This window comes from Paenibacillus caseinilyticus (assembly GCF_027533645.1).
Classification (GTDB): domain Bacteria; phylum Bacillota; class Bacilli; order Paenibacillales; family NBRC-103111; genus Paenibacillus_G; species Paenibacillus_G caseinilyticus.
Window position 1 is genome coordinate 577,877 of the sequence record NZ_JAQAGY010000002.1, and the last position, 21,354, is coordinate 599,230.

Consider the following 21,354-nt stretch of genomic DNA (forward strand, 5'->3'; position numbering starts at 1 on the left):
TTTATGGACTAACAATTCTTCCACATATTACCGATACACTTCTTGGGAGGTGATTCGGTTGAGACCTATTATAAGCGAAACGGATTTTCACAACGCTCTTATGAGCCAATCGAACATCGTGGTAATGTTCGAGCAAAAGCCGGTTGGCAGTGGAAAGATTGATTCCTTGTCTTCTATATTTGTCCAGATGGGTGCGCGGTATTTCAAACGATCGAAATGCTCATTTTGGATGTAAAGCATATCCCCGTTGGCCAAGAGCTGCGGGGATATATTCACAATAAGTACTTGTCATATGTAAAGTAGCGTGGTATAATTAATTATAGAAAGGAGGAGAACAAGATGGATGTGCAGGACTGGAAAGACTTAGCGGCCGCCATCTTCTACGCAGGGGCAAGCATCAAAGTAAGCTTCGAGATATGGCAGTATCTCAAGAAGTGGCTCAACAAGAGAAAGAAAAAAAAGAAAAAGCGCCCCTCGAAGAAGAGACGCTAAGCCTAAACTGTAACGAGAGCGGGAGGATGGCAGTCCTCCTGCTTTCAATAAAAAGTATACCACATCCATCCTCCAATTATGAAGAGCATCCAATACTCGGATTACATGTTTTTCTTGCTTGCCGTAATGTATCTTCTGGATACAGATTTCAATGAGATGACGGGGGTCAAGTGGGCTGCCGTCATCGCAATAGGGATATGGCTTGTCCTTACCCTTGTAAGAATCATCTTAAGGAAGTGGTCAAAATGAAGCTGACGTTCTCATCGAGGGAAGAACTAATCGCATTTATCGAAGAAGAGGTCATCAATACAACAGAGGCAACCGAGATTCTCGAATGTACTCGGCAGAATCTTAGCGACCAGATTCGCCGCGGCAAGCTTAAGGCTATCAAAAATTTGGACAAGGACCGGTTATTTCTCCGGTCCGATGTTCTTGCCAGAAAAGCTGAAATTGATGAGTACAAGCAAAGACATTCATAAAAAGGTATCAAGACTGATAGTATAGCTGGTACAATTACCCATGAGAAAATTCTGAGAGGTGTTGTACCGTGCCTACTATTGACGAGATAAAGAGCCAGATCATGCAGCTAGAGAACGGAGCCAAGATGGTGAAGGAGTCTGAGGTCAAGGAGCTGCCTGGCCTGCTGCACGAGAACGAGCGGATCCAGGGGATTGCTAAGGGGCGATACAATAAAATGAATGGCTTGGCTATTGCAACCGATAAGCGGGTCCTTTTTGTGGCCAAGGCGCTTTTCCTGTTGAAGCACGAGGAGCTGCCGTATTCAAAAATCACCTCGGTCCAATTCGAGCCGATGGGTCCGATGCTGCGCCTGGCCAGCTTGAGTTTCATGGGAATTGGGAACACGATCGTCTTTGATAATGCCGATAAGGCGGAGGCGACAAAGCTGGCGGAGATCGTCCGGAGCAGGACCGCATAGTAACATCTTGTACAGGGGTTTATTTCGTGGCGTGGTCAAAATGTGGTCAAAGGGTGTTTTCTCAGGAGAGGGGACACCCCCTAAAAAGCAAAAAACCCTTGCTGGGCAAGGGCTTTGCTGTATGACCTGTACTGGGCTCGAACCAGTGACCCCCACCCTGTCAAGATGGTGCTCTCCCAGCTGAGCTAACAAGTCATGATGGGAACGGATCTTATTCATTATCCGGTTGTTGTTCCCGTGTTTACCGGGGACGTTTTCTATAATAACAAGATCCATGGAACATGTCAACACTTCAATTAAAGTTTTTGTGAAGTCACCTTGAAGCTCCGGTTTTCGTGTGACGGTTCGCATAGGTTTGGCCAGAATCGTTATGCTATAATGACAGCAGGAAAAACAAGCCTCTGAAGGGAAGGGAAGCGCATGAGAGACTTTCGTTGGGGATTGGAACCGCAGCAGCCGCTGAGTGCGGATGAGCATATAGGGATGGAGAAAGAAACGCTCGATTGGGGCGAGGCGGAGTGGGGGACGCACCGGTTCCATATTCGGCAGCTGCTGGATGAATCGATCGGACTGCTCGGCCGGCGCGAGAAGGCGGCCGTGCTTGGCGCGGGGAATCACGGCGATGTGGATCTGCCGGGACTGAGTGCGCACTTTCAAGGCCTCACGGTCCTCGATACGGAGGATAATGTACTCGAAGAGATCCTGGAGTCGACGGGAAGCCCTGCGGCCGGACGGATCAAATCGTTGACCCGTGTGGATTATACCGGACTCGACCAGATTTCGTTCTACGAGCGGTATGAGGAGCTGTTGACCGGCGAAGCTTCGGCAGACCAATTGATCGCCTTCCTGCGGGACAGTGCATTCCAGGCCCGCCGAGTCGAAGTCCTGCCGCATCTGCGAAAGTCGTTCTCGCTTGTCGTGTCTTCCGGTGTTCACACCCAGCTGTTCTATGGGGAAGCCCTGGCTCAGTTTCACGGGCACATGGACCGCTATGCCGAAGGAGAGCGGAAGAGCATCATCGAGGCGATCCGGTCGCTTCGCAACTCGCTGGTCACGGCCTATAACCAGACGCTGCTGTCTCTGCTGAAGCCCGAGGGGCGGATCGTGATGTGGTCCGAGATGATTCACATCGATGAGAGCAAAGCGGACATTATGGAAGAATTAAACGGGAAGACACTGGAGACAGATCGCACGGCTTACCTTTTCTCCGTCTTTGGCAAATATGGGATCGATGCGGCTGTGCTGGGGCTGAAGGATCTGCATGACAAAGTAAAAACAGACCAGCTCCTGTTTCGAAGCTGGTCTTGGCATACGGAATCGGGCAAGCGGTATCTGGTGGCCGGCATGTCCGGCGTGCTTCGTTAGAAGGGTCCGAGCGTCTGGAGGTCTTCGTCGGTCAAGAAGCTGCAGGAGGAGAGAACGGGATTCTTCCGCAGCTTGACGGAGAGTTGGTTGATAACGCTTGCGAGTGAAGCGGTGTCCTGTTCATCCAGCGAGAACTGTGCACAATACTGCGGATGACCGCCCGCCGTTTCTACTTTGCGCACCATGACGCCAAGCGGCTTATAGTCCTTGCCGAGCGCCGTGAACCGGAGCTCGAAGAGCAAGTGCTTCTCTTCCGGCAGCGGGCCTGTGGCGATAAAACGGGCTCCGCCTGCCGAAATATCGAGCAGTGCCGTCTTCAGGGTGTGGCGGATCGTTTGAGTATCGTGAACGCCTACCATTCGAAGTTCGGCGCCGAGGGGATGCTGCAGTTTCAGCCGGAAGAAACGGCGCTTGTTGGGCTGCTCATTCATGGATGGACCGTCCTTCTCTTTCCTGAAGTCGTATGTATACTATACAGCAAGACTTTAGTCCCAGGCAACGTTAAAATGATAGAAGGAAAGAGAAAAAAAACCGCTCTACTTAGTAGAGCGGCAGTTGGACGTTGCGTGACTTGCAGTCGTACACTACGGCATTGTTGCCGATGACTTCGATATGGTCGATTTCTTGGATGGGGGGGCAGGATTGCCGGGCAGAAGGCTGCTGTGTGCTCTCAAGTACCGTGATGAGTCTGGGAATCGCTTTTTGATCACTCGAAATGAATCGTACGGGAATCTTGCGGTCGCCGATAATGAGTTCAGTCGTCATCGGAATCTCATCCTCCCTTTCCTCTTCGGATACTTCTATTATACAATAGTTCTAGCAAAATACGATCCTGACTTTGTTACATATTGTGACATGAATCGAGGGAATGGGACATGGAAAACAAGCAGGTGGATCGGCTGGGCTCGATTCTTGCCAAATACTTTACTAATGGGTCGTGGGTTGTCGAGGAAAAAGAGAGCGGTATCAATAATACGACCCGATACGTACAAGCGGAGGGGAAGACGTTCGTCTTACGAATCTATGAGAATCATGCGGAACCCGAGAAAGTAGCCTTCGAGCATGCGGTGCTGGAGGCGCTGGGGAAGGCGGAACTAAATTTTGGCATCCCTCAGCCGTACCCTTCTGAAGAGGGGGGAACCTGGGTGACTGCGGACGACGGCAAGCTTGCCGTACTCTTTCGTTATATGGAAGGGGAGCGGGCGAATTTGGAGGAACCGGGGATGGCAGCATCGGCCGGGGAAACGGTAGGCCGGCTTGTCGGCGCACTAAGCGGGGTGGAGATTGCGGCCCCTCCCGCTTACGAGCCATATTATGACATCTACCATGTACATCCGCTCGTTACCCGGGAACGGTTAGGGGAGTGGCTGGAGGAGATGTCCGGCCGGGGCTTCAGTGCGGAAGCGGATCAGGTGCGGACCGCGCTGCAGGAACTGGAGCGCGACCTGCCGGAGCTCCAGGGACAGCTTCCCGTGCAGCTGGTCCACTCCGACATCGTGTACGGTAATATGCTGGCCTCCGGCGGGCGGATCTCCGCGGTGCTCGACTTCGAGTTCGTCACGCCCGATTGGCGCGCGATGGAGCTCGCCGTCCTGCTCAGCGAGCTCTTCCCGCCGGAGTCGCTGGATCCGGCGGTTCCGGAGGCAGAGGAGCGCTGCTGGCGTGCGGCAGAGCAAGCCCTGAAGGGCTATGGCCGGGCTGCGGCGCTGACTGCAGCGGAGATTGCGGCACTGCCCCGGCTGATGCTGCTTCGCCGCCTGGTTCTTGTTCCGCATTTTCTCGGCCGCTATCTGGCAGGAGTCGAGGGAGAAGAGCGCGCGCTGCATTATTTGACGAGCTTCGCCAAAGTCAGCCGCCTGATCGGCGAACAAGGGCCTCGTCTAGGGGCGATTGCGGAGCGTTATATTCGAAAGGAGTAAGAAGACATGAAGAAATTATATAGTCAAATGACGCCGGAAGAGCTTCAAGATGAACTGACCGGGCTGCGGGAAGCCATGGATCGGGCTGAATTTCCAAGCCAAAAGTCGGTGCTTCAAAGCAAATATGCGGCAGCGCTGTCTTACACCCTGGATCCAGCGGATTTTCCGCCGGGCATCTACAAGGTGGAGCATGTGCAGCTGCCGTTTCATGTGGTATACCTTAACGGAATCATGGCGTGGGGAACCTTGGACGGCAAAGAAGAGGCGAGCTATCCGATCTCGCTGCTCACCCCGCTCCGGCCCTAGTCTGCGCCGGAAAAAAACTTTAGTTTAAAGCCCTCGTGGTTTAGATGCGGCACATTTCCAACGGACAGTTCTCGCACTGGCAGATGTCCCGCAGATATGCGATGTTTTTGACGATGGTGTATCCGCCCTCGAGTGTGACGACATCGGCTTTCTTGAGGTCGCTGAGCATCCGGTTCACGCTCTCCCGGGTGGATCCGATCATCTCGGCGAGCTCGGTATTCGTCACCTTGCGGGTGATCCGGATGTGGCTGCCTTGGGGCTCTCCGTACGAATTGCACAGCCGGATCAGGGTGGAGCAGAGCGCCCCCGGTTTGCCGAACATCATAAGATCGCGGAATTTGGTCTGGGTCATCCGGTGCATGAGCCCCATCCATTTCATGAATTCCACGGCGAGATCCCCGTGCTGCCACAGGAGGGTGTCCAGATCCTTTTGCTGAATGGCGCCTAACGTGCAGTTCTCGAGCGCTTCGGCGTTGAAGCTGTTCAGGGAGGCCTGGAACGGGTCAAGCTGCCCGAATAGATCGCCGTCCCCATGCGTATAGAGGATGAACTGTTTGCCTTCGCCGTTATCCTTCGTGATGCGCACACTGCCGCTTTTGATATAGTAGAGCTTGTCGGCCGGATCGCCCTCCCAGAAGAGGTGCTCTCCGGCCTTTACGTTCATCTCATACATCGTCGCTTTGAGCCGGTCCAGATTCTCATCCGAGAAGCAATCCGAGTTCGCTTTATGGCGTACGGCTCCGCCGCTTTTGTGATCTGTCATATCCGCACCCTCCTACGGCATCCCCTTGGTCCATCCATGCTGTCTTTCTTCTTCTTAAGATACCCCAAGAGCCCCCGTCTTGATGTGACGGTTATCACGTCCGGCGAAGATTTCCTGCAGCAGCTGTGATTGTTGTAACAGGCAGCGGACGGCAAAGGCGGTATAGTGAGGGTAAGAATTCAACTTGCGGAGGGGGAATTGGCAGAATGCTGACAGGCGTGATCCTGGCTGGAGGCGAGGTACGGCGGTTAAGGGGAATGGAGATCGGCCTGCTGCCGTACGGAGAGACTACCATGATAGATCAGCAGCTGAAAGCGATGGAGTCCTGCTGCAGCGAACTGATACTGGTCACGGACCAGCCGCGGCGCTATCTCGAGCATGTCCCGAGAAGCGTACGGGTTCTCTCCGATTATTATGAAAGCCGGGGACCCTTGGGCGGTCTGCATGCGGCCGTAGCCTTGGCCCAGAATGAGGCGGTTTGGGTGACGGGGGCTCATATGCCCTGCGTGTCGCCGGAGGTTGCCTCCCGTCTATTCGGTCGAATGAGGGAGGAGGGAAGCCACGCTTGTCTGCCGGAGGTGGAGGGAGAAGCGGCTGCCCTGCACGGCGTGTTCTCGGTTCGCTGCCTTAGTGTGCTCGAAGAAATGCTGCAGAAAGATGCCCAGGGTCAATCCCGGCCTGACTGGCAAACGCTGCTCTCCAGACTTCAGGTATCGACTATGGCGGAGACGGAGCTTGCCGCAGCCGGCATCCCTCCGGGCTATGCCTTGAGGGTGCGGCGTGCCGAAGAATATTGGAGGGCACTGGCACAGGACGGAGCTTCCAGACAGTAGTGGCGGATTAGGAGACGATGGAAGGGATAGAATCGGGCCGGGATTCCGATGCTATTGCCGAGGTGATGTCGATGAACCGGGCGTTATGGACGTCCATTGCCGGAATCGGTGCCGCGCAGGCACTGAAGATCCCGATGCAGATTCACCAGGCGGGCTACTTCGATTGGAAGGAGTTGTTCCGCACGGGCGGGATGCCGAGCTCCCATTCCGCTGCAGTCGTATCACTAGCTACGTATGTGGGCCTGAAGAAGGGCTTTGCCTCCATTCCGTTCGCATTGTCGACGATTCTCAGTCTCATCGTCATGTACGATGCGATGGGGATCCGCCGGCATGCCGGCCTGATCGCCGAGGAAGTCAATGAGATCGGGGAAGCGCTGGTCAAGCTGAGCAGTCCCGCATTGCGGGAGCCGGGCGATGAGCCCAAGAAAGAACTGGAAGAACGCTTAGGGCACCTGCCCGAAGAAGTGCTCGGAGGTGCCCTGCTCGGCATGGCTGTAGGCTGGCTCAGTTATGCTTCCGAACGCCGCAATGAGCCTCTGCAGCAGGCGGCGGAGCTGTGGAACGGCATTATACGGAAATCGTTGGCCGGCTTGTCGTAATCAGAGGCCTGGAAGACGGTTCTTCCGCTTCGGTCAGCGGGAGAGTAATGGTGAACTTGGTGCCAAGGCCCTGTACGCTTTCGACTTCAATGACACCCTCATGGTCCTGGACAATTTTGTGGCAGATCGACAAGCCAAGCCCGGTACCCGAATCTTTGGTCGTATAAAAAGGAATGAAAATTTTATCGAGTTCCGTATCGGGTATGCCTTTGCCGTTGTCTGCAATTTCGATGACGGCCATCCCGTCACGGACACCGAGTATAATATCGACGAAGCCCTGCTCAGGCATCGCTTCGTAAGCATTCTTCACGAGATTGAGCAGCAGCTGCAGCATTTTGTCCTGGTCCATCAGCATGTGGAGCTCGTCTTCCCCATGGACAAAACGGATCTCGTGGCCCAGCCGGGTCGATTCCGATTCGAGAAGTTGAATGATGCGGTTGATACAGCCGGTAATGGACTGGATTTTGTACTGCGTGACATGGGGCCGGGAGAATTGAAGGAATTCGGCCGTGAGCATGCTCATACGGTTGATTTCGTCCATAATCAGGTCATACCACGGTTCTACGTTGTAATTCCCCGCTTTGGAGATCTGCAGGAACCCTTTGACCGTCGTTAAGGGATTGCGGATTTCATGGGCCATCCCCGAAGCCAGCTCTCCCACGACTCGAAGCTTCTCGCTTCGCAGCATATGTTCCTCCCGCTTCAGCCAGCTGTCCCGTTTCATGAGATACAGATTGTGTTCGGCGACCAGAATCAGGTCGTCTTTGTGTCGTCCTTCCTGCGGATAGCAGGCCATGCCGAAATTGACCTCGATCGCCGCGAGTCTCGGGAATTCGGAGGAGAGCAGCTGGGTCATCCGCTGATGACTCTCTTCGACATCCTCCGTCCGTACCACCAGCGCGAATTCGTCGCCGCCGTACCGGGAGATCAGGGAAGCGTCGGGGAACATGATGCGCAGCAGCTGGGCAGCCTGCTTCAAGATCCGGTTAACGCCTTGGAAGCCGTTCGTCGTATTCAGGGATTTGAGGTCTTTGCAGTCGATGAGCACGAGGATGAACGGATGGCCAGCCCCTGCGAGGAGCTCGAGCTGTTTGTGGAATTCCTGGAAGTTATAGAGTCCGGTGAGGGCGTCATGGGTGCTGAGATGCTTCTTCTCATTGCTCAGGCGCTGTTTTTGCCTCTCGATGTCGTGGACATACGTACGGAACAAAAAGGATAGCAGCAGGCAGCTGACCGCGGTAAACACGATAGGAACGGCGGAATCATATCCTCCCGGGGGGTTGTGAATCAGTGTGATGGCGGTGAAAGCCGTGATGAGGCCGCTGTTGACCAGGAGAGCGACCCAGAGCCGGTGGAACCGGTAAGCGAGCAGGCTCATGTGGAGGTAATACAGGATGAGGATCCAGCCTGATGCGCTGAAGTAATGAAAGGTGACGAGCAGGGACAACTGCAGGGCCCGCTCCGGCAGACTCGGCAGCGTTTTCAGAAGAGAGAGGGTATAGGCTGCCGCCGCGAGCAATAACAGCAGGGGTTGGGGCGATTGGTGATAATAAAGAGAAGACAGACAGACGGCACCTGTGTAAATGAAGAAGATCCAGTTTACATTCATTTGGTACTCCAACTCCCGGTGTTGTGTTTTCTTTGAACGCGTCGATGGACCGTGCTGGTACGCAGCCCGCTGATTGGGAGTGGGAAAATTCTCTTGTTGTCTGTGCGGCCGTACCTTGTTCTTCAAAAGTTCTGTACGGAGCGGCGAATTCCTGCCCGCATCTCCCTGTCAAGCACTTTCTTTTTTTGTTGGAAAAGGGGGAGGAAAACGAAAAAACTGCGTGCCGTCAGGCACGCAGGGGGCGCAAGCTAATCTGCAATAAAGATTAAACGTGGAAACGGGAGAGCGTGTGCTGCAGCTCCTCGGCCAATCCGGCGAGGGAGCGGGCAGAACTTGCGACTTCTTCCATCGTGGAGAGCTGCTCTTCGCTCGCGGCTGTCGTCTGCTGGATGCTGGCGGCACCCTGCTCCGACACGCTGCTCACTTGTTCCATGGCACCGGTGATATTCGCGGATTCGGCTGCAGCCGAACGGATAGCGGCTTCTACGGCCAGCACCTTGCCGCTCACATGGCGGATTGCTTCTTCGATGGAACGGAATGCGTGAGACACCTCACCGCTCTGCTTCACGCCTTGTTCGACGCGCTCGGCACCGCGGTGCATGGATTCGACCGCTTGCTGGCTCTCCTGCTGTACGCCGGTGATGATGTCTGCAATCTGTTTGGACGATTGGGAAGTGGCGTCGGCTAGCTTCCGGATCTCTTCGGCTACCACGGCAAACCCTCGTCCGGCTTCACCGGCCCGCGAAGCTTCAATAGAAGCGTTCAACGCGAGCAGATTGGTCTGTCTGGCAATTTCATTGATCGTCGTAACGAACGTGCCGATATGTTCCGTGCGTTCGCCAAGGCTGAGGATCCTCTCCTGCGTCTCCGAGACGCTGCTCTCGATCTCGCCCATCTGGCGGAGAATGGAGCTTACCGCATGCACGCCTTGTTCCGTGGCGGCGGAGGCGGTGCCTACAAGACGCGTCATCTCGGAGCCGTTCTGTTCGATATCCGAGAATTTGCTGCCCATGGCTTCTACGGACTGGGATGCCATGTGAACGGTACGTACCTGCGTGTCGAAGCCGCCGGCCATTTGATTCGTGGCTGCAGCGATCTGCTCCGAGGCACGGACGGTCTGCTCGCTGCTCGCGGTCAATTCCTCCGAAGAGGCGGACAGCGTCATCGCCTGATCGCTGATTTTCATAACGAGATCCCGAAGCCCGCGGGCCATGGCATTGAAGGAGAGGGTCAACTGCCCGATCTCATCCTTGGAATCGTAGCTGCCCTGCACAGTCAGGTTGCCGCTCTCCGCTTGGGCCATCAGCTCCTGCATGGAACGCAAGGGGCGGGTGATCAGACGGGAGATGTAGAATCCGGCTGCAAGGAACAGAATCGTGGCAAGGATGATGACGGTCAGATTGATGCGTTGAGCGACGCTGGACGTTGCCATCGTATGCATGTTGTTGGCTTCGGCATCCTTCTGCAGTACGGTCGTAAGGCTGCTCAGCACACTGTTGAGCTGCTCGCGAAGCGAAGATGTTTCCCGGGCGAAAATCGCATAGGCCTCCGTATTGCGGTTCTCCATGGCAAGATCGGAGACTTTGGTCGACGATTCCATATACTTTGGCAGCTGGCTCTTATAGTCTTCGAGAAGCTTCCGCTGCTCGTCGTTCTTTAGCATGTTCTCCAGCTGGGCTGTCGAGTCCGCATTCTTCTTTATCCGGTCTCCGATATCGCTGCTGAGCTCATCGTTCTTCGCTGTGTCCTGCGTCAGCATAAGTTCCAGCAGGGACGATTCGATGGCCTGGTTGTTGATCCGGATCTGGGATAAGGCCGAGACGGCCAGCAGGTTATCGCCGTACATGGAAGAAGAAGCATGGGACATATCGGCCGTCGTCTTGTAGCCGTATCCGCCGACGCCAATAATGATCAGTACGGACATGGCCGTAATCGTTAGTAGTTTCGTGCTTACTTTCAGGTTCTTCATCTGAATCCTCCTGATGTCTTGTTTGGAATGAGGGCGAAAACACCGGTTGGCTCTTTCTTGATATCCGGCTGCTGAAGTAAGCCGCATCAAGTCACGAATATGTATATCGTCGGTGGAGGAGGCCGGATGAAGGCCTGGAGTCAGGGAGTAATTGGCCTGGGAGGAACAGCCTCCCGGATGTCTGTCAAGGAGTGCCGAATAACCAAGGAGACCTCAGCGCCGAACGGCAGGGAAGGTTTGCGACAAGCCAAAAAGCAGCCGGAAAGGGGATGCCTTTCGGGCTGCTCGTGCGGGCCGGTGCATGATGTAGTATTAGAATCCCGGCAGGTTATCGAGATTGTTGCTTGGGTCTCCATCCGCATTCGAGCGCAGATGCTCGTCGCCGTCGCGGCCGCGGAATACGTTCACATTCTCGATCTGTCCGTTCTTCGCCATCGCTTGGGCCTCCAAGTAGTCGACCACCTGGCCGCTGGAGAGCTTGAGCTCAACGATGTCGCCGTCGCCATTCTTGCGTACGGCAACTACTTGTTCTCTCTGGGTATTCATTAAGAATCGCCTCCTGTTGGACTAGGATGCACAGGAAGCGGCGGATTTATCCGGAAAAGCAGGAAAGCAGACAGGGGATGCAGGGGATGGGGCCGCACCTCCAGCGGGAGGCTTCTATAAGATCCGCTGTCCCATCAGGGAGAGGATCAATTCGGCTGCCAGCCGGGCTGTCTTGTTGTCCGTGTCGAGCAGGGGATTCACTTCGACGAATTCGGCAGACCGCACAAGCAGGGATTCGTGCAGCATCTCGAGCGCGCAGTGCGCTTCGCGGTAGCTCAGCCCCCCGCGTACGGGGGTGCCGGTGCCGGGGGCTTCGGCCGGGTCCAGGCTGTCGATATCGAAGGAGACATGAATGCCGTCCGTCCCTGTGCCGGCGATACGTATGGCTTCTTCGGTCACCCGCGAGATCCCGAGCCGATCGATCTCATGCATCGTGAAGCAGCGGATGCCGAGCGAGCGGATCAGCTCCTTCTCTCCGGGATCGAGCGACCTGGCGCCGATGATTACCGTATGCTGGGGATTGATCTTCGGACTGACGCCGCCGATCTTCACAAGCCGGTCATGCCCCAGGCCCAGAGCAGCGGAGAGGGACATCCCGTGAATGTTGCCGGAAGGGCTGCTCTGCGCCGTATTCAGGTCGGAATGCGCATCGAACCAGATCACGCCGGGACTGTGCAGGTGCGAAGTGAGACCGGCGAGAGTGCCGATGGCGACGCTGTGGTCCCCGCCGAGCACAAGCGGAAACCTTCCGCGGGAGAGAATACCCCAGACGGCTTCGGCCAGCGACTCGTTCATGCCCGCGACTTCATCCAGGTGGTTCAGCGATCCGGGCCCCGCAGCGGGCGCATCTCCCCCGGAGGGGGGGACCGGGAACGGCTGGAGCACCTCGACCTGGAGGCCGAGCCCGCGAAGCCGGCGTTCGAGTCCCGTCTGGAGGATCGCATGCGGCCCGAGGCGGACGCCCTTGCGTCCGGCACCGAGATCGAAAGGGACACAGAGGACAGAAATATCCTTTACTGCGCTCATGAATCATGACCTCCTGTCAGCTTGATGGACTCCGGGCGGCGAAGAAGCACCCTGCATCCGGACGTTCGCTTCGTTGGCCCGATACTTCAGTGTATTCGGGTTGTCTGCCGAAAGAGACTCTTTTGGGTGAAGAAGAGGCGCCCGGGGGGCGGAAAGCTTCATAAGCTGTCCCGTGAGCCGCATTATAATCTGACGCTGCATGTTATATTATGCGGAGGCAGGGCACGCCAAAGAAGCCCGGTTCATGCGAAGCGGGCTGGCGGGACGAAGCGGGAGAGGCCGGGTCTACTTCCGCGGTTAATCGAACGTATAGGACCGTCCCTGCTCCATGAAGGCCATGCGGCCGGTGCGGCCGATAAAAGAAGGCATGTTGTCCCCGTAATGCATTAGGAACATTCTCATCTGCAGCGCTTCCGGCAGGGTGAGGAGCTCGTCCAAAGAAGCATGGACGGTGCCGGGAGAGAAGAGCTGGCAGTCGTGAAGAAAATGGCGGATCCCCTGTGCTTCAAGCGACAGCAGCAGCCCGGCATCGAAGCGCGCATCGGCACTGAAGAACACGGAGTCGTTAAGCACAAGCGAATAGCTGGCCTTGTTCGGGATATGGGCGGTCCGCAGCAGCTTCAGAGTCAACCCTTCGAACGGCACGTAAGGAACACCTTCCGCCAAAGGAACGACGTCGAAATAATCCTGAAGCCCGGCGAGCCCGTCCTCCCGGTTCTCGAGTCCGCCTCGCAGGGAATGGGTCCACAGGATGTCGGCCAAGCTGTCGGCGATGAGCAGTTTGATCCTGCGTTTGTGGATATAGAGCAGCTGGAAAGCGAGTTCTTCCAGTCCCCCGATATGATCCGCATGGATGTGGGTAATCAGCACCGCATCCAGGGTATTCATCGAGATGCCAAGCTCGTGAAGCGCATGCGGAGCGGTAACGCCGCAATCGATGAGAAGGCGGCCGCCGCTGGTGTCCAGGATGGCATTGTTATTGTAATATCTTTTGGCAAAAGCGCTTCCCGTTCCGATCATCCGGATGGTTAGACTCACATGGGTTTCCTCCGATCTATAGAGGGCTAGGGGGGCTCTTCCTCTTCCTTGCAATCTTACTTGTCATCTTACCGTGCGAACCGCGGCGAGACAACAAGAAATGTACCACATCTGGGCAAGGATAACGAGCGGGGCGGTCCGGACATTTCCCGGGAAAACGTATTATTCGACATGGTTCGTCATTCGCAGCTGACTCTAGTGGATTTCCCTGGCCGGAGCACACGAGCTTTCCATATTTTGTTGTATCTCTGGCGGAACTCGCACCCCAGCTACTAGATGTAGAGAGAGGCGCAACTTTTTTAACAAAATTCTTAAGAATACGCGCAACTCTTGCGGGGAACCGGAGTATAACCTAGCAGATATGCCAAAGACAATGGAGGTTGCTCGAAATGAAAGTGCCGCGCTTGCTGACGCTGGTGCTGTCGTTATCCCTCTTCGGGACGGCGGGGGCAGTGGCCAGCTCCTTATGGGGCGATTACGAAGGCTTCTCGAAAGCCAAGGTGTTAATTAATAATGCGGAGCAGTCCTTCGGGGACAACGAAGCGCCCGCTTTTCTGATTAAAGGAAGTACGGTGTTCCCGGTCCGCGTCCTCTCCGACAAGCTGCAGGCGCTGGTGAAATGGGATGACGCCAATAAGACGGTGTCGGTGTACAAACCGAACGTGCATATGTTCGTGGCGAAGAAGGTAAGCAACGACTATTCCATCGAGCAGCCGTTCGGCAAGGTGAAGAAGGGCGACAGCCTGGACTTCGCGGTCGTGGCGCAGGTGGATTCGCTGACGACCCCGATTACGTCGTTCAAGCTTTCGATCGTATCCCCGAGCGGCGAGGAGGTTCAAGTTCATGAGAAGCCGGTGGAGGGCCAGCGTGAGAGTTTCTGGTACACGTGGCCGTTCGATGTAGCCTTTACTGAAGCCGGCGGCTACAAAGTGAAGTTCTCGATCCAAACCGAGGCGGGCGGGGCTTATACCGTCGTTTCGGAGAAGACGATCGCTTCGGAATAATGGCTGGAATCCGCCGCAGGCCCCGTCCTCATTGACTTGGGCGGAGGGCGCATGGTACGATACGGGGGAAGCATTCAATTTATGACGAAATGAGGTTTTCTCCATGAGCGATCACATCCATGACGCTTCCTGCGACCATGATCATGAAGATGATATTTTTATCGTAACCGACCAAGACGGCGTTGAGCATGAGATGGTGATGGTATATACCTTCGAAGCGAATGACCGTGCTTATGCGGTCCTTCTTGATCGCAATGACGTGGAGGCAGACGGAGTCATCTTCCGCATCGAGGAAGAAGACGGTGAAGCTTTCTTGGCAAGCATTGAAGACGAAGAAGAATGGGATCGCGTTGTTGCTATCTACAATGAGATTGTAGAAGAGCAAGACCAGCCCTAACTGATATGGTCTGCCAGACCCTTCTTGTTCACGCATTCCGTGACGGGAAGGGTTTTTCGCGCGCGATTCAATGAGGGGCAAGGGGGCCGTCGGCAAGATGGGGCTCCACTCCGGCAGAAGCAGCAAAAAGCCCGGTCAGGGTATGTCTAGCACACGCCGGCCGGACCAGCAGCAAGGCCCTGGTATCCGGCTGGCGTTGAACCGCTGCGGTTATTTGCGGGGATTGAAGTACATCGTGCGGCCGTTGAACAGATGCAGCTCCGCTTTCCACAGCCGGCCGAAGTATTTGCAGAATTCATTGCCCTTCGACTTGTCTCCGTGTGTGGCGTCATCGGGCAGCACGACCTGTAAGAAGTGACGTTCGGTCTCTCCGTCCGTCTCGGAACCGATCCCCATGACGATATATTTGTACAGCGGATTCGTGCCTTTGAGATAGAACCAGACGTTCCCGCTCTCCGGTTTGGTCTCGATCGTATAAGGGAAGCCGGCGTCGTCATAGTCCCAACCGAGCTGCCGGCCGGTCTGGGCAAGCTGATCCTTGTAATGGAGGAGCTGGGCCTTCAGTTCATCGAGCGTGAGGGTGGAGCGTGCGGAACCGTCAACGAATTTGATGTATGCGCTTTGCGCCATGATCAATGCACCTGCCTATGAATGGACTTCAATAATGTGCTTCGTGCCTCGAACGTGCTCAAGCCTCATCATAGCATTCCCTATGGGCGAATACAACCGAATAGGCAGAGGGGCGGAAGACAAGCTCCGATCTGCAGGAGAGAGAGGATTCAGCGATGGGTACGAACCAATTTGCCGGCTATTTGCTGGTCACCGATATGGACGGTACGCTGCTCGACAGCGAGAAGCGGATCAGTCCGGAGAACGAAGCGGCCATCCGGCGCTTTACGGAAGAAGGGGGGCGCTTTACCCTGGCGACAGGCCGTATTGCCGCGTCGGCGAAGCCCTATGCGGACCGGCTGCCGCTCAATGCCCCGGCGATCCTCTATAACGGCGTCGTGATTCATGACTTCCAGCGGGGGGAGAACGTGTGGGAAGAGACCTTGCCCGTCTCATGTGCCGGCGTGCTGGCCCGCGTGAAGGAACGCTTCCCCGGGATCGGGATCGAAATATATCCGCAGGGCGCGGATATCCCTTATTTCCTGCAGGATAATCTCATGACAGCGCGCCACCGCCAGATCGAAGGCTTCCCGGAGCGCCCGGCTGCTGCGCCGGAAGACGCTCCGGGGCCCTGGAGCAAGATCCTGTTCGCTTGGGATCCCGAGCTGCTTGACGAGTGGACCGACACGATCGTTGCACAGACGCAGGGAGCCGAGATCGAATGGGTCCGTTCCGATGACAGGTATCTTGAGATCCTCCCCTACGGGGCGACCAAAGGACATGCGCTGGAGCGGCTGATGGACATGCTGGACATCCCGCGGGAGCGGACGATCGCACTTGGGGATCATCTCAACGATCTCGAGATGATCCGGCGTGCGGGAACCGGCATTGCGGTGGCAAATGCCCACAAGGACCTGCTCAAGGAAGCGAAGCGCCACGGGGTGCATCACAACGAGCATGCGGTGGCGGATGCCGTCGCGTGGCTTGAGCGTCACATCGCTGGAGAAGAAGCATAGGCAGCCGCAGCTGAGGGAGCTGGCGCATCCACTTACCTGCGATATCCTCCCGTTCTGTATTCACCTCGGGCGGACCGTGGACCGGCTGCTCTTCGGGGAAGACGCCTTCCCTTAAGCAGCAAGGTCTGCCGCTTAAGGGGGAGGCTGTTCCTGCTAGACGGGCTCCGACTGCGGAGGGCTGCGTACTGTGCAGTCCCGCTTCAAAATAAAAAACAGCATCCGGCTCCCGTTCCGTTGGACGGACGAGCCGGATGCTGCAGTTGGCGGGGGATAGCCGATGGTGGATTAGAAAATGGCCGGCGTCTCCACGATAACCTTCACGAACTCGATGCTGCGGTCTTCCGGTCCTTTGACCGGCAGGCCCACTTCGACGTGCTCGGTGATATAATCGATGAGCTCCTGCGAGATAACCTCGCCGGGCAGCAGGATCGGAATGCCCGGCGGATACACATAGATGAACTCCGCAATGATCCGGTCGGCCGACTCCTTGAACGCGATGAGCTCCGTATCGCCGTAGAAGGCATCGCGCGGCGTCAGCGTCAGCTGCGGAATCTTTGGCACCTTGATTACGAGCTCGTTCGCCTGGCGGATGTTGTAATTCTCCTCGGAGAGGCGGCGCAGCGCGATAAGCAGCGATTCGACGTTATCGAGCGTATCGCCGGGTGTAATCAGGCAGAGGATGTTGTACATGTCGCTGAGCTCGACTTCGATGTTGAACTCGTCTCGCAGCCAGTTCTCGACCTCGTATCCTGTAATGCCGAGGTGGCGGACATGAATATTGACTTTCGTCGGATCGTAGTCAAAGGTGGCTTCCGTTCCGAGAATATCTTCGCCGAAGCAGTACAGCCCCGGAATACGGTTGATCTCCGTACGGGCGTAGTTCGCGAGCTCGATGGCCTTCTCGGCCATCGCTCTGCCGTTCAATGCCAGGTTGCGGCGGGAGGTGTCGAGCGAGCCGAGCAGGATATATGACGTCGAAGTGGTCGTCAGCATGGAGATGATCGTCTTCGCCCGGCGGACGCTGACCCGCTCTCCCTTGATGTTAAGCACGGAGCTCTGCGTCATGGATCCGCCGAGCTTATGTACGGACGTAGCGGCCATATCCGCGCCGGCTTCCATGGCCGACATCGGCAGCTTGTCATGGAAGTGAATGAGCACGCCGTGTGCTTCGTCGACCAGGACCGGAATATTGTAGCCGTGGACGATGTCGACGATTTCCTTCAGATTCGCGCAGACGCCATAGTACGTCGGATTGATGATGAGGACAGCCTTCGCATCCGGATGGCGTTCGAGCGCGCGCTTGACGGAACTGGTCGTCACGCCGTGATCGATACCGAGATTCTCGTCTCGCACGGGCTTCAGGAAGACGGGCTTCGCCCCGGCGAAGATAATCGCGGCCATAACGGACTTGTGCACGTTGCGCGGTACGATGATCTTGTCGCCCTGCGAGCAGACCGTCATGATCATGGTCATGATCGCCCCGCTGGTGCCTTGGACGGAGAAGAAGGTATGGTCCGCCCCGAAAGCGTCAGCGGCGAGCTTCTGCGATTCTTCAATGACGCCGGTCGGTTGGTGCAGGTCATCGAGCGGTGCTATATTGATCAGGTCGATGGACAGCGCGTTGTCGCCGATAAACTCCCGAAATTCCGGGTCCATGCCGACACCTTTCTTATGTCCTGGAATGTGAAACTGTACCGGGTTGCGTCCGGCGTGCTCCTTCAGTGCGGTGAACAGGGGAGTTTTCGTTTGATCCACGGTCATCCCTACCCTTCATGTGCGAAATTTGTTGGAAAAAAGCAAACAAACTGAGTATAGCAAAATGGGACGAGGATGCAAGCGGTTTTCAGAAATAGTTTCAAAACCTTTACACAAGCCTTTGCAAAGAAAGGTTTGTCGATTTTGTTAATCTTGGGAGAGTCCGTTTCATTCCTTTCTCAAGATATGGTACGATGACAGGGACAATGGAATCAGGTCCTCCCAAGCGGAGCGCGGTTGTTACCATGACCCTATTCCTATCCTCCTTGAAGGGAACACACACCCGTATGAACAAACAGCTCGGCGTCGTCATGATTCTCCTCATGACGATCTTTATCGGCTTTGGCATCATTATTCCCGTCCTGCCGGACGCGGTGACCGGCTCGGGGGCAGAGAGCTTTCACCTTGGACTGCTGCTCTCTGTCTATTCGCTCGCTTCGTTCCTGATGTCTCCGTTCTGGGGATCGCTCTCGGACCGGATCGGACGGCGTCCTCTCATCATGACCGGAGCCTTCGGCTTCAGTATCTCCTTCTTCCTGTTCGGGATTGCAGGGGACAACCTGGTGCTCATGTACCTCTCCCGGATTCTCGGGGGTCTCTTCTCCGGCGCGGCCACGGCCTGCGCGGTCGCCTATGTGGCCGATATCACTTCCGAGGAGAACCGGACCAAAGGAATGGGGCTCGTCGGGATGTCGATCGGTCTCGGTTTTATCTTCGGACCGGCCTTCGGCGGCCTGCTGAGCGGCTTCGGCACCCAGGTTCCGTTCTTCGCGGCCTCTGCGCTTGCCTTTGCAACCTTCGTCTTCGCCTTCTTCATGCTGCCGGAATCGCTGACCGAGGACAAGCGCCGCAAGCCGCAGGAGGCAAAGGTATCGCGGTGGAAGGCCTTCGACGGCCCGCTGAAGTACCTGTATGTGCTCTCGTTCTTCGTCTCGTTCTCCCTCGCCGGTCTGGAGGCGACGCTGCTGTTGTTCCAGCGTGACCAAATCGGTGCGGACGCGAAGCAGCTCGGCATCATGTTTGCCGTCAGCGGCATTGTCGGCGCCTTGATCCAGGGCGGCGTCGTTCGCCGGCTGATCAAGAGAGGGCAGGAGTCCACGGTGATCGGCATCGGTCTCGTGCTGTCGGCGGTGGGCTTCGTGCTCATCTTGTTCTCCAGCTCGCTGCTCACCGCGTCGATCTATCTCAGCGTCTTCGCGGCGGGCAATGCCTTGATCCGGCCCTGCGTCACCTCGCTCATTACGCAGAAGACGAAGGTGGGGCAGGGAGTCGCCTCCGGCCTCAGCTCGTCCATGGACAGCCTCGGCCGGATCACCGGGCCGCTGCTCGGCGCCGGCGTCTACGACTACAGCCATAACCTGCCGTTCTACTCCGGCGCTCTGATGTCGGCGGCAGCCGTGTTCCTGCTCTTCCGCTTCATCGCGGCGGACCGGGCCGAGGGAAGCCGTCTGCGTCAGACGGCTTGACGGACCGCCACGAAGCTTGCAAAGTCCCGATCTCATCAAAAAAGCTGTTTTCCAGCCGGAACGTACCGGCAGGGAAACAGCTTTTTTGACCTGCAGAAAGAGTAAGCCGCAGAGCTCGTTCTTTGTCTTCTCTAGGGTGTCACGCCCTTCGGCCGCTCCCGCCAATCCTCCGCCGTGATCGCATAGATGCGGTGATCCTCCCATACGCCGGCAATCCGGAGGTACCGCTTAGCCAGGCCTTCGCAGCGCATGCCGTTCTTCTCGGCTACACGCTGCGAGCCGGTATTGCCCGGCATGATGCCTGCCTGTACGCGGTGCAGGTTCGCATGTTCGAAGGCGAACTTCAGCGTCAGTCCTACGGCTTCGGTCATGAGCCCGCGGCCGTTCCAGCGCTCGGCCAGCATATAGCCGATGTTCGCATTCTGCCAGGCCCCGCGGACGATACAGGAGAGCCGGACCCGTCCGATGAGTTCGTCACCCGGCGTGAAGATGCCGAAGGAGAAGCTGCCGCCCAGCTCCTGTTCCGCAAGCGACTGGGTGATTGTCTCCTTCACGCCTTCCCGGGTATAGAAGGCTTCATCCTGGATAGGCTCGAACGGCTGGAAGAAGCTTCGGTTCTCCGTCCGCAGGCGCCACAAGGCCTCCGTATCCGAATGGAGCAGAATGCGCGTATAGACCGATTGTCCCTGCATGAGCATGGTAGGTTACTCCCCTCCTCTCGGATCCCCGCCCGCAGACAGGCCGTTCATAATAAATTTCACGCAGGTATCGATCTCCTCTTCCTCATTCCAGTCCTTCTCGGGAAAGAGCAGGAAGCGTGTCATGAGGAACCCCACCACGACGGACACCGTCAGCCGGACGACAGTAAAGGCGGGAAGAGGGAGGATCTGGCCTTGTGCCTGAAAGTGGTGAATCACCTTCTCCACCCGCCTATACACTTCTTTCATCAGAACGGCTTTGAATTCTTCGCGCAGCTCGGTCTGGAAGGGGATCTCCTGCAGCAGAATCCGGATGACCGGCAGATGCCGGCGTACGAACTCGAGCCGGTTGCGGACGAGCGCCCGCAAAAATTCGTCATACCCCGTGTACCGGGCCTCAAGCACAGGGGTAAAATCGCGCAGAACGAACGGGGCGACAAGCTTGGCCATGGTCGGTCCGACGATGGAGAGCAGGAGCTCCTTCTTTGTCTTATAGTGCCGGAAGATCGTGCCCTCCGCGACGCCGGCCTTCTGGGCGATCTCGCTGGTGGAGGCGGCGGAATAGCCCTTGGCCGCAAAAATATCGACCGCCGCTATCACGATCCTCTTCTGCTTCTCCGTCATGTCTTTCCCGGAATCCCCGAGCTCGAGCAGCTGCATCAGCCAGGCATCCTCCGAAGCCGGTTCGGTCGTCATGCGTTCACCTTCTTTCTTGTTGCTGAAAGTTTGCTATTCTATAGTATAAAGCATAACGGATAGCCAGTGTGAGTAAACGCTCATTCTTATAATTTAAACGTTTAAATATTAATTTCGGAGGGTCGATCGGAGAATGGATAGCTCCCATTCACGATTCTGGAAGGCGGTACCCGAAATTCCGCGGTTCACAGAGGTGCAGACGGCCGCTTATGATGCAGTCAGACATCAGGCCTAACTTCAGCTGTCCTATCGTTTCTCCAGTAGTATAAGCGCTTTTCTAAACAGTCTACTATGCTGAATCGGGGCTCCGC

At 56.4% G+C, this 21,354-nt stretch carries 25 protein-coding genes and 1 tRNA gene; 13 read left to right on the forward strand and 13 right to left on the reverse strand.

Annotated features, from left to right (window positions below):
• The first annotated feature begins 339 nt into the window (after positions 1–339).
• From O9H32_RS05390 to O9H32_RS05400, 3 genes are all read left to right on the forward strand, one after another.
• Complete coding sequence (locus tag O9H32_RS05390) at positions 340–492, forward strand: hypothetical protein (RefSeq protein WP_269864844.1); 153 nt, start codon at positions 340–342, stop codon at positions 490–492.
• Between the two features lie 245 nt (positions 493–737).
• Positions 738–971, forward strand: coding sequence for a helix-turn-helix domain-containing protein (locus O9H32_RS05395; RefSeq protein WP_269864846.1), 234 nt, complete (start codon positions 738–740; stop codon positions 969–971).
• Between the two features lie 68 nt (positions 972–1,039).
• Complete coding sequence (locus tag O9H32_RS05400; protein WP_269864847.1) at positions 1,040–1,429, forward strand: PH domain-containing protein; 390 nt, start codon at positions 1,040–1,042, stop codon at positions 1,427–1,429.
• 122 nt (positions 1,430–1,551) lie between these two features.
• Here the strand turns inward: O9H32_RS05400 and O9H32_RS05405 are convergent.
• Positions 1,552–1,624: transfer RNA gene (locus tag O9H32_RS05405), tRNA-Val, on the reverse strand.
• A 225-nt stretch (positions 1,625–1,849) separates the two neighbouring features.
• Between O9H32_RS05405 and O9H32_RS05410 the strand changes: the two genes are divergently transcribed.
• A complete protein-coding gene (locus O9H32_RS05410; protein WP_269864849.1) occupies positions 1,850–2,794 on the forward strand; it encodes a hypothetical protein in 945 nt (314 codons plus the stop codon).
• Here O9H32_RS05410 and O9H32_RS05415 read toward each other — a convergent pair.
• The gene (locus tag O9H32_RS05415) at positions 2,791–3,225 is read right to left on the reverse strand and encodes a PilZ domain-containing protein (RefSeq protein WP_269864850.1); all 435 of its coding nucleotides are present in this window, start codon (positions 3,223–3,225) and stop codon (positions 2,791–2,793) included. The two genes, O9H32_RS05410 and O9H32_RS05415, sit on opposite strands and share 4 nt — an antisense overlap.
• Positions 3,226–3,334: 109 nt before the next feature.
• On the reverse strand, positions 3,335–3,559 hold the full coding sequence (locus O9H32_RS05420) for a hypothetical protein (protein WP_269864851.1): 225 nt from the start codon (positions 3,557–3,559) through the stop codon (positions 3,335–3,337).
• A 110-nt stretch (positions 3,560–3,669) separates the two neighbouring features.
• On the opposite strand from O9H32_RS05420, the gene O9H32_RS05425 reads away from it, so the two are divergent.
• Both O9H32_RS05425 and O9H32_RS05430 read left to right on the forward strand, forming a co-directional pair.
• Positions 3,670–4,713, forward strand: coding sequence for a phosphotransferase (locus O9H32_RS05425; protein ID WP_269864852.1), 1,044 nt, complete (start codon positions 3,670–3,672; stop codon positions 4,711–4,713).
• Between the two features lie 6 nt (positions 4,714–4,719).
• The gene (locus O9H32_RS05430; protein ID WP_269864853.1) at positions 4,720–5,019 is read left to right on the forward strand and encodes a DUF1811 family protein; all 300 of its coding nucleotides are present in this window, start codon (positions 4,720–4,722) and stop codon (positions 5,017–5,019) included.
• A 40-nt stretch (positions 5,020–5,059) separates the two neighbouring features.
• On the opposite strand, the gene O9H32_RS05435 is transcribed toward O9H32_RS05430, so the two are convergent.
• Positions 5,060–5,782 carry a Crp/Fnr family transcriptional regulator gene (locus O9H32_RS05435; RefSeq protein ID WP_269864854.1) on the reverse strand — a complete coding sequence of 241 codons (723 nt, stop codon included), beginning with the start codon at positions 5,780–5,782 and terminating at the stop codon, positions 5,060–5,062.
• A gap of 206 nt (positions 5,783–5,988) precedes the next feature.
• Between O9H32_RS05435 and mobA the strand changes: the two genes are divergently transcribed.
• Together mobA and O9H32_RS05445 are read left to right on the forward strand one after the other, a co-directional pair.
• Positions 5,989–6,615, forward strand: a complete 627-nt coding sequence (gene mobA / locus O9H32_RS05440; protein WP_269864855.1) for a molybdenum cofactor guanylyltransferase — start codon at positions 5,989–5,991, stop codon at positions 6,613–6,615.
• A gap of 17 nt (positions 6,616–6,632) precedes the next feature.
• Entirely contained in the window at positions 6,633–7,214 is a 582-nt protein-coding gene (locus tag O9H32_RS05445) for a divergent PAP2 family protein (protein WP_319946922.1), read from the forward strand.
• On the opposite strand, the gene O9H32_RS05450 is transcribed toward O9H32_RS05445, so the two are convergent.
• The 5 genes from O9H32_RS05450 to O9H32_RS05470 all read right to left on the reverse strand — a co-directional run bounded on the left by O9H32_RS05450 (position 7,183) and on the right by O9H32_RS05470 (position 13,402).
• Positions 7,183–8,823 (reverse strand): sensor histidine kinase, encoded by a 1,641-nt coding sequence (locus O9H32_RS05450; protein ID WP_269864856.1) that lies wholly within the window; start codon positions 8,821–8,823, stop codon positions 7,183–7,185. The two genes, O9H32_RS05445 and O9H32_RS05450, sit on opposite strands and share 32 nt — an antisense overlap.
• A 265-nt stretch (positions 8,824–9,088) precedes the next feature.
• The gene (locus O9H32_RS05455; RefSeq protein ID WP_269864857.1) at positions 9,089–10,792 is read right to left on the reverse strand and encodes a methyl-accepting chemotaxis protein; all 1,704 of its coding nucleotides are present in this window, start codon (positions 10,790–10,792) and stop codon (positions 9,089–9,091) included.
• Between the two features lie 312 nt (positions 10,793–11,104).
• Positions 11,105–11,338, reverse strand: coding sequence for a DUF3892 domain-containing protein (locus tag O9H32_RS05460; RefSeq protein WP_269864858.1), 234 nt, complete (start codon positions 11,336–11,338; stop codon positions 11,105–11,107).
• 114 nt (positions 11,339–11,452) lie between these two features.
• A complete protein-coding gene (gene rocF / locus O9H32_RS05465; RefSeq protein ID WP_269864859.1) occupies positions 11,453–12,364 on the reverse strand; it encodes an arginase in 912 nt (303 codons plus the stop codon).
• A 297-nt stretch (positions 12,365–12,661) separates the two neighbouring features.
• On the reverse strand, positions 12,662–13,402 hold the full coding sequence (locus O9H32_RS05470; protein ID WP_269864860.1) for an MBL fold metallo-hydrolase: 741 nt from the start codon (positions 13,400–13,402) through the stop codon (positions 12,662–12,664).
• Between the two features lie 389 nt (positions 13,403–13,791).
• On the opposite strand from O9H32_RS05470, the gene O9H32_RS05475 reads away from it, so the two are divergent.
• Positions 13,792–14,406 carry a stalk domain-containing protein gene (locus O9H32_RS05475; protein ID WP_269864861.1) on the forward strand — a complete coding sequence of 205 codons (615 nt, stop codon included), beginning with the start codon at positions 13,792–13,794 and terminating at the stop codon, positions 14,404–14,406.
• A 103-nt stretch (positions 14,407–14,509) separates the two neighbouring features.
• Entirely contained in the window at positions 14,510–14,803 is a 294-nt protein-coding gene (locus O9H32_RS05480) for a DUF1292 domain-containing protein (protein WP_269864862.1), read from the forward strand.
• Positions 14,804–15,013: 210 nt separating this feature from the next.
• Here O9H32_RS05480 and O9H32_RS05485 read toward each other — a convergent pair whose 3' ends face one another.
• On the reverse strand, positions 15,014–15,433 hold the full coding sequence (locus O9H32_RS05485) for a DUF1885 family protein (protein ID WP_269864863.1): 420 nt from the start codon (positions 15,431–15,433) through the stop codon (positions 15,014–15,016).
• A gap of 155 nt (positions 15,434–15,588) precedes the next feature.
• Between O9H32_RS05485 and O9H32_RS05490 the strand changes: the two genes are divergently transcribed.
• Both O9H32_RS05490 and O9H32_RS05495 read left to right on the forward strand, forming a co-directional pair.
• On the forward strand, positions 15,589–16,428 hold the full coding sequence (locus O9H32_RS05490; protein ID WP_269864864.1) for a Cof-type HAD-IIB family hydrolase: 840 nt from the start codon (positions 15,589–15,591) through the stop codon (positions 16,426–16,428).
• Positions 16,397–16,543, forward strand: a complete 147-nt coding sequence (locus O9H32_RS05495; RefSeq protein ID WP_269864865.1) for a hypothetical protein — start codon at positions 16,397–16,399, stop codon at positions 16,541–16,543. The genes O9H32_RS05490 and O9H32_RS05495 overlap by 32 nt, the downstream gene beginning before the upstream one ends.
• Positions 16,544–16,713: 170 nt before the next feature.
• On the opposite strand, the gene O9H32_RS05500 is transcribed toward O9H32_RS05495, so the two are convergent.
• Positions 16,714–18,183, reverse strand: coding sequence for an aminotransferase class I/II-fold pyridoxal phosphate-dependent enzyme (locus O9H32_RS05500; RefSeq protein ID WP_455072778.1), 1,470 nt, complete (start codon positions 18,181–18,183; stop codon positions 16,714–16,716).
• A gap of 287 nt (positions 18,184–18,470) precedes the next feature.
• Between O9H32_RS05500 and O9H32_RS05505 the strand changes: the two genes are divergently transcribed.
• Positions 18,471–19,649 carry an MFS transporter gene (locus tag O9H32_RS05505; protein ID WP_269864867.1) on the forward strand — a complete coding sequence of 393 codons (1,179 nt, stop codon included), beginning with the start codon at positions 18,471–18,473 and terminating at the stop codon, positions 19,647–19,649.
• Positions 19,650–19,780: 131 nt separating this feature from the next.
• Here O9H32_RS05505 and O9H32_RS05510 read toward each other — a convergent pair whose 3' ends face one another.
• Entirely contained in the window at positions 19,781–20,347 is a 567-nt protein-coding gene (locus O9H32_RS05510; RefSeq protein WP_269864868.1) for a GNAT family N-acetyltransferase, read from the reverse strand.
• A gap of 6 nt (positions 20,348–20,353) precedes the next feature.
• On the reverse strand, positions 20,354–21,043 hold the full coding sequence (locus O9H32_RS05515; protein WP_269864869.1) for a TetR/AcrR family transcriptional regulator: 690 nt from the start codon (positions 21,041–21,043) through the stop codon (positions 20,354–20,356).
• Between the last annotated feature and the right edge of the window lie 311 nt (positions 21,044–21,354).

Excerpts from the sequence above, each read along its gene's own strand:
- O9H32_RS05390 (WP_269864844.1), top strand. The coding sequence starts at position 340 with ATGGATGTGCAGGACTGGAAAGACTTAGCGGCCGCCATCTTCTACGCA.
- O9H32_RS05395 (WP_269864846.1), top strand. The coding sequence starts at position 738 with ATGAAGCTGACGTTCTCATCGAGGGAAGAACTAATCGCATTTATCGAA.
- O9H32_RS05410 (WP_269864849.1), top strand. The coding sequence starts at position 1,850 with ATGAGAGACTTTCGTTGGGGATTGGAACCGCAGCAGCCGCTGAGTGCG.
- O9H32_RS05415 (WP_269864850.1), bottom strand. The coding sequence starts at position 3,225 with ATGAATGAGCAGCCCAACAAGCGCCGTTTCTTCCGGCTGAAACTGCAG.
- O9H32_RS05420 (WP_269864851.1), bottom strand. The coding sequence starts at position 3,559 with ATGACGACTGAACTCATTATCGGCGACCGCAAGATTCCCGTACGATTC.
- O9H32_RS05425 (WP_269864852.1), top strand. The coding sequence starts at position 3,670 with ATGGAAAACAAGCAGGTGGATCGGCTGGGCTCGATTCTTGCCAAATAC.
- O9H32_RS05430 (WP_269864853.1), top strand. The coding sequence starts at position 4,720 with ATGAAGAAATTATATAGTCAAATGACGCCGGAAGAGCTTCAAGATGAA.
- O9H32_RS05435 (WP_269864854.1), bottom strand. The coding sequence starts at position 5,782 with ATGACAGATCACAAAAGCGGCGGAGCCGTACGCCATAAAGCGAACTCG.
- mobA (WP_269864855.1), top strand. The coding sequence starts at position 5,989 with ATGCTGACAGGCGTGATCCTGGCTGGAGGCGAGGTACGGCGGTTAAGG.
- O9H32_RS05445 (WP_319946922.1), top strand. The coding sequence starts at position 6,633 with ATGGAAGGGATAGAATCGGGCCGGGATTCCGATGCTATTGCCGAGGTG.
- O9H32_RS05450 (WP_269864856.1), bottom strand. The coding sequence starts at position 8,823 with ATGAATGTAAACTGGATCTTCTTCATTTACACAGGTGCCGTCTGTCTG.
- O9H32_RS05455 (WP_269864857.1), bottom strand. The coding sequence starts at position 10,792 with ATGAAGAACCTGAAAGTAAGCACGAAACTACTAACGATTACGGCCATG.
- O9H32_RS05460 (WP_269864858.1), bottom strand. The coding sequence starts at position 11,338 with ATGAATACCCAGAGAGAACAAGTAGTTGCCGTACGCAAGAATGGCGAC.
- rocF (WP_269864859.1), bottom strand. The coding sequence starts at position 12,364 with ATGAGCGCAGTAAAGGATATTTCTGTCCTCTGTGTCCCTTTCGATCTC.
- O9H32_RS05475 (WP_269864861.1), top strand. The coding sequence starts at position 13,792 with ATGAAAGTGCCGCGCTTGCTGACGCTGGTGCTGTCGTTATCCCTCTTC.
- O9H32_RS05480 (WP_269864862.1), top strand. The coding sequence starts at position 14,510 with ATGAGCGATCACATCCATGACGCTTCCTGCGACCATGATCATGAAGAT.
- O9H32_RS05485 (WP_269864863.1), bottom strand. The coding sequence starts at position 15,433 with ATGGCGCAAAGCGCATACATCAAATTCGTTGACGGTTCCGCACGCTCC.
- O9H32_RS05490 (WP_269864864.1), top strand. The coding sequence starts at position 15,589 with ATGGGTACGAACCAATTTGCCGGCTATTTGCTGGTCACCGATATGGAC.
- O9H32_RS05505 (WP_269864867.1), top strand. The coding sequence starts at position 18,471 with ATGAACAAACAGCTCGGCGTCGTCATGATTCTCCTCATGACGATCTTT.
- O9H32_RS05510 (WP_269864868.1), bottom strand. The coding sequence starts at position 20,347 with ATGCTCATGCAGGGACAATCGGTCTATACGCGCATTCTGCTCCATTCG.
- O9H32_RS05515 (WP_269864869.1), bottom strand. The coding sequence starts at position 21,043 with ATGACGACCGAACCGGCTTCGGAGGATGCCTGGCTGATGCAGCTGCTC.